Raw genomic sequence first — 15020 nt, 5'->3', positions numbered from 1 at the left:
TTATTTAAATTTCAATCACTGCATCCATAGCAAGCTCTAAAGCATAGGAAAAGGAATTTCTAGCCCAGTTTCTCTGATCATAATTTTCTACATCTGCCAAGGTATCAGCAGTAAAAAGAATTTCTCCCCAGATAGCCTTTCTCATTTGACTAACAGCTGCAAGGGCAGAACATTCCATCTCAACAACAGCACAGCCTTCATCAACTCTATAATTTACCAAATCTTTTGTCTCCCTATAAAATCCATCAGTAGTCCGGGTCATGACTTCCTTATATTTGAGTCCTCTTTGTCTAAATACTCTTTCTATAGCTGAAACTGCTCTAGGATTTATGTCAATATACCTAGATGGCAAAACATAATGAAAGCTTGTCCCTTCCTGCCTTAAGGCCCTCACAGGAACAAGAAAAGTCGACTCTGCTATATCTATTAGAGATCCGCAGGTTCCAGTGGAAATTATTTCCCTTACACCATAGCCAATAAGCCAATCCAAAAGTTGGGCTGCTGGAGCAGAGCCAACTGGGGCTTGAGCAAGACAAAGGTCATGGCCCTTATGATTAATTTTATAAATAGGATAAGTCTTTGTTGCCGATTCAAAATGACCTAAAATCTCCCCTTCATTTCTCACGACATATCTGTCAATCTCATCTTCCAAAAAAGCATAAACGCATTTAACAGGTAAATTTATGTCTAGATTTTCGTGATTCGGCATAATCACCGATTCGATATTATCGTCAAACTCCAAAATTGCTAGATCATTTTTGTAAATCATATTTCTTCCTTTTATATTTATTAAAAACCCGGCAAGTATAATCGCCGATTCCTTAAATATATTTTCCTATCCTCTTCTTATCTTATCAAGCCACTCCTTATTTTCTGGGTCATTTGAAAATCTTTCCTTCCTATCAAGGCTGGCAAGGGCGTTCATGTCTTCTTCGCTAAGGTCAAAGTCAAAAATCGAAATATTTTCCTTAATCCTTCCCTCATTTGAAGATTTTACAAGGACCATAGTATCCCTTTCTATATTCCATTTAAGGGCAATTTGGGCAGGAGTTTTTCCGTACTTATCCCCTATTTCTTTTAGGATTTGCTCATCCAAAAGATTGGACTTACCTTGAGAAAGTGGTCCCCAAGCTTGGTGGAGGATGCCATTTTCCATTAGGAAATTCTTATTATCTGTATCTTGTAAATATAAATGACTTTCTAATTGGTCAAGGACTGGCTTTTCGCCAAGACTTATAAGTTCTGTAAGCTGTGGAATTGTAAAATTACACACACCTATAGATTTAACAAGGCCTTGGTCCCTATAGGCCTGAAAAACTTTCCAAGCCTTATCAAAATCTTCTCCATACCAGTGAAGCAATAAAACATCTATATAATCGAGGTCAAGCTTTTTTAGAGAATTTTCAATTGATCTTTTGCAAGCCTCTGGATCAAAATCTACAGGCCAAACCTTTGTAGCTACTTGTATTTCTTCCCTTTTAAGACCAGAACCCTTAAGGTATTTACCAACTAAGTCTTCATTTTCATAGTATTTTGCAGTATCAAAATACCTATAGCCTGCTTCTATTGCAGAGCCAATGGACCTTTCCATATCAGCTTCTTCAGTAATCTTAAAAGTACCAAAACCAATTGCAGGAACCTTAGTTCCATCATTTAATTTAAAATATTTCATATCTACTCCTTAGAATTCTAATCATCATACCATCAATAAATTTATACCCTATTTAACAAATATGTTATAATAAAGTTATGAAAACAGTATTAATAACAGGATCTTCCAGGGGAATAGGTGCTGCAATTGCCAAAAACCTCGCAAAAGATTATCAAATCGTAATAAATTATAATAAGAGCAAAGATGAAGCCATGAACCTTCTAAAAGAATTAAGAGAAATAAATCCCATGGTAATAGCCATAGGGGCAGATGTATCAGATGAAGACCAGGTAGAAGCGATGTTTAAAATCATTGAAGACAATTTCAAAAATGTCGACATCCTAATAAATAACGCAGGTATATCCTACTTTGGCCTAATCCAAGACACTCCCTTTGACAAGTGGCTGGATGTAATAAATACCAACCTTAATTCGGTCTTTCTAAACTCCAAAAGAGCCATACCAAAAATGATTGAGAAAAAAGAGGGAGTAATCATAAATATCAGCTCAATCTGGGGAGACTTCGGAGCAAGCATGGAATCTTCCTACTCTACAAGCAAGGGCGCCATAAATACCTTCACCAAGGCCATGGCCAAAGAATTAGCCCCATCAAATATAAGAGTAAACGCCATAGCCCCAGGCATGGTAGATACAGACATGATGAAAAGAGACTTTAGCCCAGAAGAAATAAATCAGTTAAAAGAAGAAGTAGGCATAAAAAGACTAGCAAAGCCAGAAGAAATCGCAGGCCTAGTGAGGTACTTGATCTCTGATGAGGCTTCTTATATAACTGGGGATATTATTCATATAAATGGGGGGTTTTATTAATTACAGTAATTGATATACTAGTTATTAGGGGTTTTTTATCCAAGATAAAATTATTATTTACTTTTATTCTTGTAATTTTATCTCATAATAAATAATTGTCATCAAGCTGATGACTTCGCCAAAGGGGGAGGGCCAAGGACCCTTTCGCATGGGTCCTCATCGCCCTCCCCCTTACACCCCCTCTTCGTTACACCCCGCAAGCGACTCTTGCAGAGGGCAAACTGAAGATTGCTTCTAGCAATCTTCTATATTAGACCTGACGGCTATTCATCCTGGTTCAAAATCTATTATTTCAAATCTCGTCAGCTAAAAATTTAGATTCGCTTCACTTCGTTACGCTCAACAAAATTTTCTTAACGCTTCCTCTATTTAAAATAATTGACGATTTTAATTCAGTAAATATCAAAGCTCTCTTACTTAGACCCACCAATAGCAATGTTTGCCAATGGCAAACGAGACCAATACTTACTTAGATGTCAATATCCTCTCAGAATACAGAATAATTCTCCCATGGTCGGAATATTTTGTAAATGGAGATGCCGTTAAGAAAATCTCCTGACGCACGAGTACAAATTAAATTTTGTAAGTGCTGAGATGTAGAGTGTATACAAAATAAATATTTGGACTAGATTGAGATTTTTAGGCATCAGAATGTCAAAATCAGTAAGAATAAGGAAATCTAAAACAAAGAGATTTGTCTACCAAGATAGGATTGCCGTTAGGCAATCTTCTCTGTTCGCACTCCGCTAAGGAGTCGCTTGTGGGGTGTAACGGGGAGGGGTTTAAGGGGAGGCCGATGAGGACCCATGCGAAAGGGTCCTTGGGCCTCCCCTTATTACGAAGATTCAATAGTAAATAGAAATTAAATATTAAATGGTTAAGTTACGAAGAATCAAAGTCTAAAATACTATTATCTTGGATAATAAAAAAAGGGGTTTTAGGGGAAGCTCCCCTAAAATACCCATTATTTATTGTAAACACTAATCTCCCCACTATTATACCAATATATAAGCCCCATGCTTACCTTTTTGCCCAAGGCTTCTTCTAAAGCTTTTTTGTAGATTTCTAACTGCTTTTTGTAGGCTTCTTCTCTTTTTATCCTATCTGTCTTGAAGTCTATTAGGATTATTTCGTTTTCTTTTTCAAAGATTAGGTCTATCTGACCATTTACGTAGTAATCCTCATACTGCATTAGGAAGGATTCTTCTTTTCTGTAAGGTGTTTCTTCCTTGATTAATTCTTTTATCAGATCATTTTGGAAAAATCCTAAAAATTTATCCACTTCTAAAAGTTTTGCCCCTTCTTTTTCTATTATTTGGTTCTCTATTAAGATTTCTATTTCTGCTTTAAGACTCTCTCTATCATATTCTTTCATTGGGAGTTTCTGAAAGACTTTGTGGATTAGGCTTCCCTTGTCTGTGGCTGAGTAGGTTTTTTCTTCTTCTATGAAGGCTGGTTTCTTGAAGTCTATATTTGAATAATTTTCCCCAAAAGATGATCTTTCGTAGCCTTCCTCTTCTTTGTTGAAGTCTTTTGCTATCTCTGTTACTGATTTTTTAAGGCTTTCGCCTATATCATCTACCCCCTTGTAGGTAAAATCCATTAGGTCTTCTATTTTTTTATAATTTGCACTAGGTTTGATATCCTCAAATATTTTACCTATATCCCTACTTTCCCTGACTTTTTCTTCTTCTAGGCTTTCAAGATATGATATATCTACTCGCTTATCAAAATCATCTGTAAAGTAGTCTTTAGCAAAAATTTCCTCACCTATCTTATCGAAGGATAGGCTTGAGAGGATCCAGTCTAGGTGGCTTGACATTTCAAGATAATCTACATTTTGATAAAGCTTTGCTAAAGAGCTTTGTGACTTAGTTCCTGTTATATATAGCCTTTCCTCAGCCCTGGTTAGACCTACATAGAGGATTCTCATCTCTTCTTTCTTATCTTCCTCTACAAGCTTATTTTCAATTAACTTTTTATTTATTGATGAGACCTTGACCTTTCTATCATAATCTGCAACATCGATTCCAATGCCAAGCTTATCATCAAATATTGCAAGATTTCTCGAATGCATATTTCTTATTAATCTTGATGAATCTGCAAGGATTACCACCTTAAATTCAAGCCCTTTTGACTTGTGGATGGTCATTATCCTTACCAGGTCCTCTTCTTCAGATAAATCTCTTGACTGGTCTATGCTATCTTTTTGGGTCTTTGAAATATTTTCATAATAGGTTAAAAATCCATAAAGACCATTGTCATTGGCTGAGTCGTATTCTGCCATGAGGTCGATTAGGGATTCTATATTATTTATCCTATCAGCTCCCAAATCCCTTGCCATGAGGAAGTCGTAAAGGCCAGTTTTTTCAAAAAGGTAGTTAGCAAAATCGAAAAGAGAGTAGATGGCGAGTTTATTTTTTAAATCCTTTATGACCAGCTTAAAATTATCAATTTTTGCCTTTATTTGCTCATTCCCATCATAATTATCAAAGCAATCATAAAACCTAAAGGAATCAGAATAAAGCTTTATTTCTACCAGGTCATCTTCGCTGAAATTAAAAATTTCGCTTCTAAGGACAGAAAGCAGAACAATGTCATCATTTGGATTGGCCAGATATTTTAAAAGATTTATGAAAAAATTAACCTCTGCTGCCAAAAATGATACCTTTGATATGTCGTTAAAATAAGGAATATCTGCTCTTTTGAAGGCTTCTTCATATACATATGACTTATTTCCGCTTCTTAAAAGGATTGCTATATCCTTATAGGCATAGCCTTCCCCTACTAAATCTCTTATGAGTCTAACTAGGTAATCTTCCTCATTTACTGCCTTATCAAGAACTGTAAGGCCTACTTTGGCATTTGGATTTTCCTTATCTCTTCCGAAATTTAACCTGTGGCCGCCGTTTTTATAGTCAATGCCACTTGTCTCTTTGGTCATTATCCTATCAAAGATATAGTTATTAAAATCTAAGAGTAGCCTATCAGTTCTGAAGTTCTCATTTAGATTTATCCTAACAGAATCTTCTTCCCTTTCGTATATATCAAGCTTTTCTAGGAATAAGTCAGGCCTTGCCCTCCTAAAACCATAGATTGATTGCTTGACGTCTCCTACGAAAAATAGCCTTCTTTCCCTTTTAAGCTTTTCTATTATATAGTTTTGAATTTCATTTGAATCTTGGTATTCATCGAAGAAGATATATTCAAATTTATCAACAAGCTTATTTCTTGCAGTTTCATTATCTAATAGCCTTATAAAATATTGCTCGAGGTCGTTGAAATCTAGATAAGATTTGGCCTTTTTCTTCTGATCAAAAACTTCCATAAAACGCCTTGTAAGCCTATTAATTTCTCCTAAGAGGATTTCTTCCTTATGGCTTGTAAGGCTTATAAGGTCAGAAGATGTATTTCTTACCAGATTTTTGAGCTTATCCAGAGAATTTTTATAGGAATTTCTGTCAGTTCTTAGGATATTGTAAAGGAATTTATCATCATTTTTGGATGAAGAAAGTCTGCCAAACTTTACCTTTTCTATTTTTTCTAAAAATTCATCCCAAGAGTCAAGATTATTTTCAAGGTCTAAAAATATTGAATAATCTTCTGTCACAAGCTCTTGGAGTTTTTCTCTCATGTCATTTTCATTGGCCATGACTGTTAGCTTAAAAGCCTTATCTTTCATGTCCCTCAGAGATTTTTTTGAAATCTCCTTAAGCTTGTCACCGATATTTGCTGACCTTGTATTTTTATCAAGCCAAGCAAGTGGGTCAATTTGGCCGATTATCATGTTGTAAGTATCTTGAATAAGACCTTTGGCAGGAGAATCATTTCTATTTTGGGCGAAATTTTCTAAAAAGATCCTAAAGCCATCTGTCATCTTTTCATATTCTTCATCAAATATTTCATCTATGGCATTTGCCCTCATAATAATAGATGTATTTTCTGTTAGGACCTTAAAATTAGGACTTAACTTATCAAAATAATAGAAATTTTCCCTAATCATATCAGAGCAAAAAGCATGGAGGGTTTTAATTTGGGCAGTCTTTAAGAGCCTTATCTGTCTTCTAAGAAAATCTGGATCAAAGTCATCTGCCGCCTCTTCTAGCCTTGCCCTTATCTTATTTTTCATATCGATTGCAGATTTGTTGGTGAAGGTTACAATTATCATCTTATCAATATCTATATGATATTTCTTCATTAGGCTGATGATTCTTTCAACTAGGACAAAGGTCTTGCCGGATCCTGCTGCAGCTGAAACTATTATATTTTTATCTTCTGTGTCTATGGCAGCTTCTTGGGCCTTGGTTTTTTTAATCTCTGTCATAAGCATCCCTCTTTACATCTTCTATCTTTAGGGACTTGTCTATATCCCTAAACCTATCTGAATCAATTATCTCATCAAACTTGCATATGCCCCTATAATCGCAATAGGTGCATTCTTTTCTTTGCTTATCTTCCCTGACAGGCCTTAGGTCGATTAGGCCATTTTTGATATTTTCAATTATTTGTTTTATCAAATCCTTGGTAAAGTGTGTCAAAACCTCAAAGTCTTCAGGATTTACAATTTCATTTTTCTTTGGGTCAAAGACAGCAAGCTTATCCTTGTCATAATCCCTATCCATAAGCCTTATAACTTCTTCATTAACCTTAAGCAAAAGGCCTGTCATCTGGAACTTATCTGCTAGGATTTCCTTGAGATTTTCTTGATCTGTAAGTGAAACCTTATCCATCTTTTCAATCTCATCCCTAAGTGGCAAGTAGAAAGAGGCTACAGGTTTAAAATCTTTATCACTTGCTGCCATCATGTAGACAATAAGCTGGAGATCAAGACCATTTAGGACATTTACAAGTTTAAAGCTCTTGGCCCCTGTCTTATAATCTATAATCCTAATTAAATCTCCTGCCTTATCTATCCTGTCAATCCTACCCCTTAGGTAGTTTTCCCCATCTATATCGACCTGGTCAAAAAATCCTCCCTTATCAAAGCTTTCCTCAAAGGCAAAGAGCTTAAAGTCTGACCTTTTAAGACCTCTTTTGATTTCCCTTGCATTTCTCTTAGCAGAATTTAGCATATTTTCAAGGATATAGGCATTTTTAGGCGAATCTTTTCTCAAAGCTTCCAGGTTTAAATCTATGCCTTCTTTGAAATTTTCTTCTAAAAGCGTATCTAGTTTTTCATCTGTGATATCGTCGATATTTTCTTCTTTTAATAATCTTGAAAGCTCTTCAAGTGACTTGTGGACGATATTTCCTATTTCCATCTGGTCAATGTCAAAATCATTTTCCACGTCAGGTCTTAGGCCGTAGGAGATAAAATATTTGTAAGGACAACGTGAATAAGTTTCAATTTCTGAAACTGAATATGCCCTTTTCCCATAAAGCTTGCCAGCAAGGTCTAAATTAAGCGGAGCCTTGTCATTGGTAAAAAAGAGTCCCTTGAAAATTGAATCATAGATTTTCTGATTGTCGTTTTTTTCTAAATTATCTTTTAAATACTTGATGAAATCTAGGCTTAAGTCCAAATCTTCCTTGCTTATTTTTTCGTTTTTCTTAATCTTTTCTAGATTTTCTAGGGCAAATTTCTTAAGGCCTTCCTTAGAATAAGCGGCAAGATTAGGCTCAAGTTTTGTAATTGATTTTACTTGCATCTGAGGGAAAATATTTAAAATATCATTTAAAACCAAGCTTTTCTTGAGTTCTTTTCCTGACTTATCAGAAAGAGCGTAGGAAAATATTAGCTTGTCAGATCCTACAATTATCTTATAAAGACTTAGCTTTTCAAGACTTTCATTATCTTTATCGTATAATTTAAGGTCAATCCCACGCTTTTTTAGGTCTTCCTTCTCATCATCATTTATGATAAAATCCCTAGACTCTCCCGATGGAAAATAGGCATCATTAAGGCCTAAAATTATATTTATCTTTTTATTTGAAACCCTCTCCCTCTTAAAATCACTTACTATAAGATGGTCCTTAGATGGTGGAATTAGGCCAATTTTAATATCCTTAGTCACTGCTTCTATTAGGCTATAAATCCTAGAAAGACTTGTATCTCTCTCACCCATAATTAAAACTAATTGGTCTAAAATCTCTATAAATTTATCCCAAATTTGCTCATTTTCTCTATAATCATCAAGGGCTGCAAGGTCCTTTAATTCTTCCTGAAAACTTGTAATGGCAAGTCTTATTGATGAATCAGAAATCATCTTATAGATACCTTCAACAAGGTCTCGTATCTTCCCTTCATTAGCTAAATTTCCTAAAAGGTCTAAAATCTTATCCCTTACCCTATTTATGGCCTGGTATTCTTCTTCCTTTTTCTTAAGCTTTTCTTCTCTTTTTGGATCATTTTCCAAAAACTTTTCATAGAAATCATAATCCAGAATAAAATACTTATCATCTTCAAACATGGCACCCGCTATATTTCTTTTGCCAATAAATTTGATGAAGATGTGGCAATCTTCCTCGTAAGTTTCACCAAAATCAATTAGCTTAGAATTTAGGATATAATAGAGGTCTTCTTTTCTGTATTTATTAACCCTAAGCCTAAGGAGGGCAAGAAAGGTCTTTATAATGTGATTATCACTCATCTTCCTACGCTTATCCAAAAATATAGGGATGTCATACCTATCAAAGGTCTTAGCTAGGATATTTTCATATTCGCTATTTTCTGTCATGTAGATGGCAAAATCATTATATCTTAGGTCCTTACTTTTTATTAATTTATTGATAAGAAGGGCAATATTTTCCACCTCAGTCCTTGTCGATATAGACTCTAAAACCCTAATATTATTAGGCTTATCTAGATATGGCCTTGGGTTAAAAATATCAAAGTTATCTAAGAAGTGGTCAAGGTCTGCCTTATTTTCCGTATTTTCCATTTCTATAATTTCACAATTAAAATTAGATCTAAGTTTTTTATAAAAGCCAAAGGCTGGGTCAAATATTTCTGCTCTTGGAAGGGCTTCATTTAGATTTTTAGGATCTAGATTAAGGCCAATAGTGATGTCAATTTCTTCCCTTACAAGGGCAGATATAAGCTCAAGTTTCCTTTCTTCCATATAGTCAAACTTATCAAAATAAAAGTGATAGTCCTTTAGAAAGTCTGCATCCTTAATGGATTCTGCTAAAAGAGAGGTCATATCCTCACCATCAATGAATTTGCCTGAAAGAGCTTCCTGGTAGGCATCAAGGATTAGCCTTATTTCCTCAAATTTTATCCTGCTGGCCTCATCTATTTCAGCATCCTTAATACTTTCAAAAAAATCTTGGTCAAAATTATTATCCTTAAAACTTGCAATCAAATCTGTAATCGAATTGATGAAGTCGATATTTCCATAGGAATTTTTGAAAAGAGTGAGCTTATCATTTAAATCGTGCATTATATTTGTAAGGATCATGAGCTTGCCTTCCTTATTTAGGAATTTAAGCTTATCAAGGCCCGCCCTATCTAGGAAAAATGCAGCAAAGGATGAAAAGGAAAGGACCTTAGCATCCATTACTGAAGAAAATCTGATATTGTTTATGAAGTCTATATCAGTTTCTAGGGTGTATTGCTCAGGAACTATAAGAATTGATTTTTGACCAGCTTCAAGCCTTTTTTCTATTTCCTTGTAAATATATAGGCTCTTATCCTGTTCTTTTTTTGCTAGTATTAATGAAATCATGCTTTCACCTCTATCTTTGATCCATCGCTTGGCTCGTAACTTATCAAAATCTTGGCATCAATGGCATCTTTTAATTCATCCACGTGAGAAATTAGGCCAACAAACCTGTCATCCTTAGAAATTTCTTCAATAGCCCTTATGGCATTATCCAGAAATTCCTTAGAAAGGGTTCCAAATCCCTCGTCTATAAATAGGGTATCTATCCTGATTCCCCCATTTTCTGCTCCAATTTCATCAGAAAGGCCAAGGGCAAGGGATAGGCTTGCAAGGAAGGATTCCCCACCTGAAAGACTTGTGGCTGGGCGGCGCTTACCTGTATTTGAATCTAGGATTTCTATATCAAGACCTGCCTTGGACCTATTATCGGTCGCTTCCTTTTTCCTTATCATAGTAAATTGACCATCTGTCATCTTATTAAACCTCTTATTGGCAAAGTTAAGAACCCTATCAAAGTAGACACTTAGGATGTAGGTTTCAAAATCAATCCTCTCCCTTCCCTTATTGGCTCCACTTGTCCCGCTTGCAAGATCAGCAAGTCTTGTAAGACTAAGAGACTTATTCTTTTCCTTTTCAAATTCATGGCTTATGGCCTTTATCTCAAGGCCCGCCCTTTTAAAGGAAGATAAGCCTTGATTTAGAGATAGTTTTCTATCAGCCAGAGATTTTGCCTTTTCTTCAAGATCTATAATTTTTTCTTTAAAGATTTCTAAATCTATGATTTCAAGGTCTTTAAAATCCTTTAGATTATCAAGATTAGCCTTTAGTCTATCAAGATTTTTAAAATATTCTTCGTTTGCTCTTTTTAAAAGGTCGAACTCATCAAATTTATCAAGATAACCCTTGTAGACATCCTCATTTTCAAATTTTTCAGATACTTTGTCCTTAAATTCTTTTTTGTAGGCTGTGAGATTTTCTTTATTTTCTGAAAGAGTTTTTTCAAAAGATCCAATTTCTGCCTTAAGACTTGAAAGGGCAAGTTTTATTTCTTGATCATGGGACTTAGTCTTTTCTATAAAATCACTTGCTTCTTTTATATTTTTTTCAAATGACTTTATTTCAGCTAATAGGGCTTCTTCTTTAAGGCCCTCCATTTTCTCCTTCTGGCTAAGGTAGGCGATTTTTAACTCTTGGAGTCGGTCTAGCTTAATATTTATTTCTTTTAAAGCTTGGCCTAGATTTTCTTTTTCAAGGCCCAAGGTCTTCCCCTCTTCCTCTGTCTTTTGTAATAACTTATCTTTAAGGTCAATCTCCTTTTGATTTTTAGCTAATAGATCCCCATAAGATTTGATAAGGTCCTCATTTTCCTTTATAAGACCCCTTATATTTTCAAGACTATCGTCCATTTCCAAATCTTTGATATTTTTATCAATAAGTAGCCTAATCTTTTCAAAGGATAGGTTAAGGTCATTTAGCTTTTCAACTATCTTATCAAAATCTAAGCCCTCTGACTTGTGAAGGGGGAATTTTTCTTCATGCCTAGTCCCACAAACAGGGCATATCCCATCTTTATTTAGCCTTTCAATAAAATAATTCAGCTGGTCAATTTCCCTATCTAGGCTCGCTTTATCTTTTAAGTTAAGATAATTTTCTCTTTCCTTGCTTAAGCTTTCAATATCTTTCTCATAGGCCTTGTTTTCTAGAAGCCTTGCCTGGTCTTTCTTAAGGCTAAGAAGCTTATCTTCTCTGGCCCTTAATTTTTCCTTAAGTTCTAGGCCCTCTTCCTTAAGTTTCGCCTTATCTTCACGGGCTTGTCCATAGGTTTTTCTTAAGTTTTCTAGATTCTCATCTATATTTTTTATCTTTTCCTCTAAGTCTTGCTTTTCTTTTTCAATAGTTTTTATAGATTCGTAGGCTTTTTTATTTGATAAAAATTCACCAAGAGCTTGGTAGGTCTTTTCCTTTTCTGCTAGGGCAAGTTTGTTTTTATCTAAATTTTTGGCAAGGTCGTCTATCTTTGCCAAGTCTTTTTCTAGATTTTTTGCTTCAGCATTTTTCTCTTCCAAAAGATTTTTATCTGCCTCTAGGTTTTTGGTCAAATTTTCTACAGAATCCTGAGTCTTTTCTATTCTTTCCTCATAGATTTTGATTGATTTGGCAAAGCTAGCTAGGTCTAGGTCAGATTTTTCTTTAGATTTTTCTTCAAAATTCTTATACAAAAGATTGTAAGCCGCTTGTGATTTTTGATAAGAGCTTATATTCTCATTAGTATTTTTAGACTTCTCCAAGTTCCTATAAGAATTTTTTATATTTTTATCTAGTCTTTCTTCTTCCTTCTTTAACTCATCTAGCTTAAGTCCAAGGTCATTTTCATTGTCCTCTATAATTTTTTGGATATTTTTAAAATCAAGAGCTAGTATATAATCCTCATTGATCGATTCTTTTAAGATTTCATCATAGGAGATAATATTTAATAATTTATCATCAATTTCCTTAATTTTATTCTTGCTTGTCTTGGCCCTTTCCTTGAGCCTACCTGTAATATCCCTGTATTTTTTGGTTTTGAAAATATCAGAAAGTAGGGCTGCCTTTACATCTGATTTAGCTGATAAAAACTCCTGGAACTTGCCCTGGGCTAGGAGCATTACCTTTGAGAATTGGTCTACATCAAGACCCACTATCTCCTTAACCATGGGCTCTACATCTCTTGGCTTATCTGCTAAAAGCTTCTTCTCATCGCTTATATCAAAAAGACTTGCCTTATGGCTTAAATTCCTTGGACCCCTAGCTCCCATGGACCTTTGATTTGGGTATCTTTCTATAAGATAAGTCTTTGACCCAATTTCAAATTCAAATTCAACGAAAGTGTCCGGATCATATTCCTTAAGATAGTCACTCCTCATATTTTCTTGGCTTATTTCTCTTGGAATAGACCCATAAAGGGCAAAGGATATGGCATCAAATATCGTAGTCTTACCTGACCCTGTAGGGCCTGATATTAGAAAGATTTTCTTATCAAAAAACTTGGTAAAATCTATTTCTATTTCATTTTTGTAGGTCAGAAAACCTCGCATTTTTAGTCTCTTAGCCTTCAAAATCTTCTCCAATCACTTCTTTCAAGATTTCAACTTCTGCCTCTGTAAGCTTTCTGCTGTCTTTAAAGTCAACAAAGTCAGCAAAAAGCTCTAGGGGGTTTTTATTGTCTAGGTCTATATCAAGACTTTCCCCGTCAAGGTCAAAGACAGACTTATTTGCATAATTTATAAGGACTGCATTTGGAAATTTGGCCTTAAATTTTGCCATGGCATTTTCAACTGTCGCCTCATCATCTAGGATGAATTTGATATAAGAATCTGACGGATCTTCTCTAATCAAATCATCAAAAAGCCCCTGCCTTACTTCAAATTCTCTAAGAAGCTTTATAGGAATTTTTTCTATTTCTAGACTATCTTTTTTTAGGTCAACTAGGGTCACAGACTTATTAATATCCTTCTTATCAAAGGAATAAGGCATAAAGGTCCCGGCATATCTTATTTTTTCTTCCTTAACAAAGTGGGCAGAATGAAGGTGGCCTAGGGCCACATAGTCAAATCTATCAAAAAGACTAGCATCCATCATGTCAGACCCGCCAATAACTAGGGGCTTTTGGCCCTCATTATAGGCTGTCTCTAGAGTACTTTCACTATAAGAAGCATAGCAGTGGGTGATTAAGACATTTCTATCATTATAATCTATCCCCTCAAGTGCAAGCTCATAAAGCCTAGTAAAATCATCAAGCTTTTCCCCAAAAAGAACCTCTCCTTTGGCTAGGGACATGAAAGGCAAAAGGTAAAAATTAAGAGGGCCCTCATCATCAAAAAGTGTGACCTTATCCCTATTAAATTCACCTGCTAGGTAATATTTATTAGTCTTATAAAATCTTTTGTTGACATCAAGCCTTTTGGCTGAATCGTGGTTACCTGCTATGGCAAGGACTGGGATATCAAGATCAAAGACGATTTTTTCTATAAAATAATTATAAAGGTCTAGAGCCTCTGCACTTGCAAGGGCTGTATCAAAAATATCTCCTGCAATCATGACAGCTTCGACCTTTTTCTCTTCAATAATTTCTAAGATTTGATCAAGAACATATTTCTGATCTTCCAAGAGTGAAAAATTACCCAGACTTTTGCCAATATGAAGGTCAGATAGGTGGAGGAGTTTCATCTCTTATCCCTCACAAAAGTAAGGGTATCAGGCGTAGAATAATAAGGGTCATACTTATAATCATTGATAACAAGCTCTTTAACCTGGTTAATATCTTCGATTTTATTTTTAATAATCTCCCTAAGCATGACTCCCCTAGCCTGCTTCATGTAGGAGACAATTGATTTAAGCTTGCCATCACGATTTTCCTTAAAATCAACAGTGATAAACTTATCCTCATCTTTAAGAAATGGCCTGATGGTCTTGGTATATTCCTTAGATGCCAGATTTAAAACCAGGTCATCATCTTCAAAAAGCTTATTATAAAGATCCTTGCCCCAAAATTCGTAAAGGTCATACATAGTATTGTCAAAATAAAGCCTATAATCACGAATCCCTGTCATCGGCCTAAGAAGGCCATATAGAGCTGATAGGATATAAACATGATCGTTTAGATAAGCTAAATCATCAAAATCATCCATCTTAAATTGCTTAAAAACAAGGCCATCATAGGAAAAAAGTGCCGGATTTTTTAACTTGTCAAAATCAAAATCTTGGAAATCATAATAGGCCTTCTCGGTCAATTTATCGTTGGTCCTATTGAGGTTACCCATCTCATTCATAGAAAGCTTCTTAATTTTATCAACTAAAATCCTTGTCTTCTTAGGAAAAAGCAGTTCCTCTGTATCTATATTATCAAAATGTTTAAAACTTTTGGCTGGTGAAATAATAATCTTCATAAAAATCCTTTCT

Annotated in this window: 8 protein-coding genes; 1 reads left to right on the top strand and 7 read right to left on the bottom strand. The window is 35.0% G+C overall.

Going from position 1 to position 15020, the window contains the following annotated elements; all coding sequences use genetic code 11:
• Positions 1-4: 4 nt before the first annotated feature.
• On the bottom strand, positions 5-769 hold the full coding sequence (locus C8269_RS00350; RefSeq protein ID WP_106459908.1) for a nucleoside phosphorylase: 765 nt from the start codon (positions 767-769) through the stop codon (positions 5-7).
• A 66-nt stretch (positions 770-835) separates the two neighbouring features.
• Entirely contained in the window at positions 836-1672 is an 837-nt protein-coding gene (locus C8269_RS00345; RefSeq protein ID WP_106459907.1) for an aldo/keto reductase, read from the bottom strand.
• A gap of 77 nt (positions 1673-1749) precedes the next feature.
• On the opposite strand from C8269_RS00345, the gene ymfI reads away from it, so the two are divergent.
• Positions 1750-2478, top strand: a complete 729-nt coding sequence (ymfI, locus tag C8269_RS00340) for an elongation factor P 5-aminopentanone reductase (RefSeq protein WP_106459906.1) — start codon at positions 1750-1752, stop codon at positions 2476-2478.
• A 964-nt stretch (positions 2479-3442) separates the two neighbouring features.
• Here ymfI and C8269_RS00335 read toward each other — a convergent pair.
• The 5 genes from C8269_RS00335 to yaaA are packed head-to-tail and all read right to left on the bottom strand — an operon-like array spanning position 3443 to position 15007.
• Entirely contained in the window at positions 3443-6802 is a 3360-nt protein-coding gene (locus C8269_RS00335; protein WP_106459905.1) for a UvrD-helicase domain-containing protein, read from the bottom strand.
• Positions 6789-10145, bottom strand: coding sequence for a PD-(D/E)XK nuclease family protein (locus tag C8269_RS00330; RefSeq protein ID WP_106459904.1), 3357 nt, complete (start codon positions 10143-10145; stop codon positions 6789-6791). Before C8269_RS00330 ends, C8269_RS00335 begins: the two co-directional genes overlap by 14 nt.
• Complete coding sequence (locus C8269_RS00325; protein ID WP_106459903.1) at positions 10142-13177, bottom strand: AAA family ATPase; 3036 nt, start codon at positions 13175-13177, stop codon at positions 10142-10144. Before C8269_RS00325 ends, C8269_RS00330 begins: the two co-directional genes overlap by 4 nt.
• Positions 13167-14288 carry an exonuclease SbcCD subunit D gene (locus C8269_RS00320; RefSeq protein ID WP_106459902.1) on the bottom strand — a complete coding sequence of 374 codons (1122 nt, stop codon included), beginning with the start codon at positions 14286-14288 and terminating at the stop codon, positions 13167-13169. Before C8269_RS00320 ends, C8269_RS00325 begins: the two co-directional genes overlap by 11 nt.
• Positions 14285-15007 carry a peroxide stress protein YaaA gene (gene yaaA / locus C8269_RS00315; RefSeq protein ID WP_106459901.1) on the bottom strand — a complete coding sequence of 241 codons (723 nt, stop codon included), beginning with the start codon at positions 15005-15007 and terminating at the stop codon, positions 14285-14287. Before yaaA ends, C8269_RS00320 begins: the two co-directional genes overlap by 4 nt.
• Positions 15008-15020: the final 13 nt, after the last annotated feature.

The organism is Anaerococcus sp. Marseille-P3915 (assembly GCF_900258475.1).
GTDB classification, from domain to species: Bacteria; Bacillota; Clostridia; order Tissierellales; family Peptoniphilaceae; genus Anaerococcus; species Anaerococcus kampingae.
The sequence above is the reverse complement of the archived record's forward strand: the minus strand, read 5'-3'. Positions and strand labels throughout refer to the sequence as shown.

Bases quoted from the DNA above. Each gene is read 5' to 3' on its own strand.
- C8269_RS00345 (WP_106459907.1), bottom strand. From the start codon at position 1,672: ATGAAATATTTTAAATTAAATGATGGAACTAAGGTTCCTGCAATTGGT.
- C8269_RS00350 (WP_106459908.1), bottom strand. From the start codon at position 769: ATGATTTACAAAAATGATCTAGCAATTTTGGAGTTTGACGATAATATC.
- ymfI (WP_106459906.1), top strand. From the start codon at position 1,750: ATGAAAACAGTATTAATAACAGGATCTTCCAGGGGAATAGGTGCTGCA.
- yaaA (WP_106459901.1), bottom strand. From the start codon at position 15,007: ATGAAGATTATTATTTCACCAGCCAAAAGTTTTAAACATTTTGATAAT.
- C8269_RS00330 (WP_106459904.1), bottom strand. From the start codon at position 10,145: ATGATTTCATTAATACTAGCAAAAAAAGAACAGGATAAGAGCCTATAT.
- C8269_RS00320 (WP_106459902.1), bottom strand. From the start codon at position 14,288: ATGAAACTCCTCCACCTATCTGACCTTCATATTGGCAAAAGTCTGGGT.
- C8269_RS00335 (WP_106459905.1), bottom strand. From the start codon at position 6,802: ATGACAGAGATTAAAAAAACCAAGGCCCAAGAAGCTGCCATAGACACA.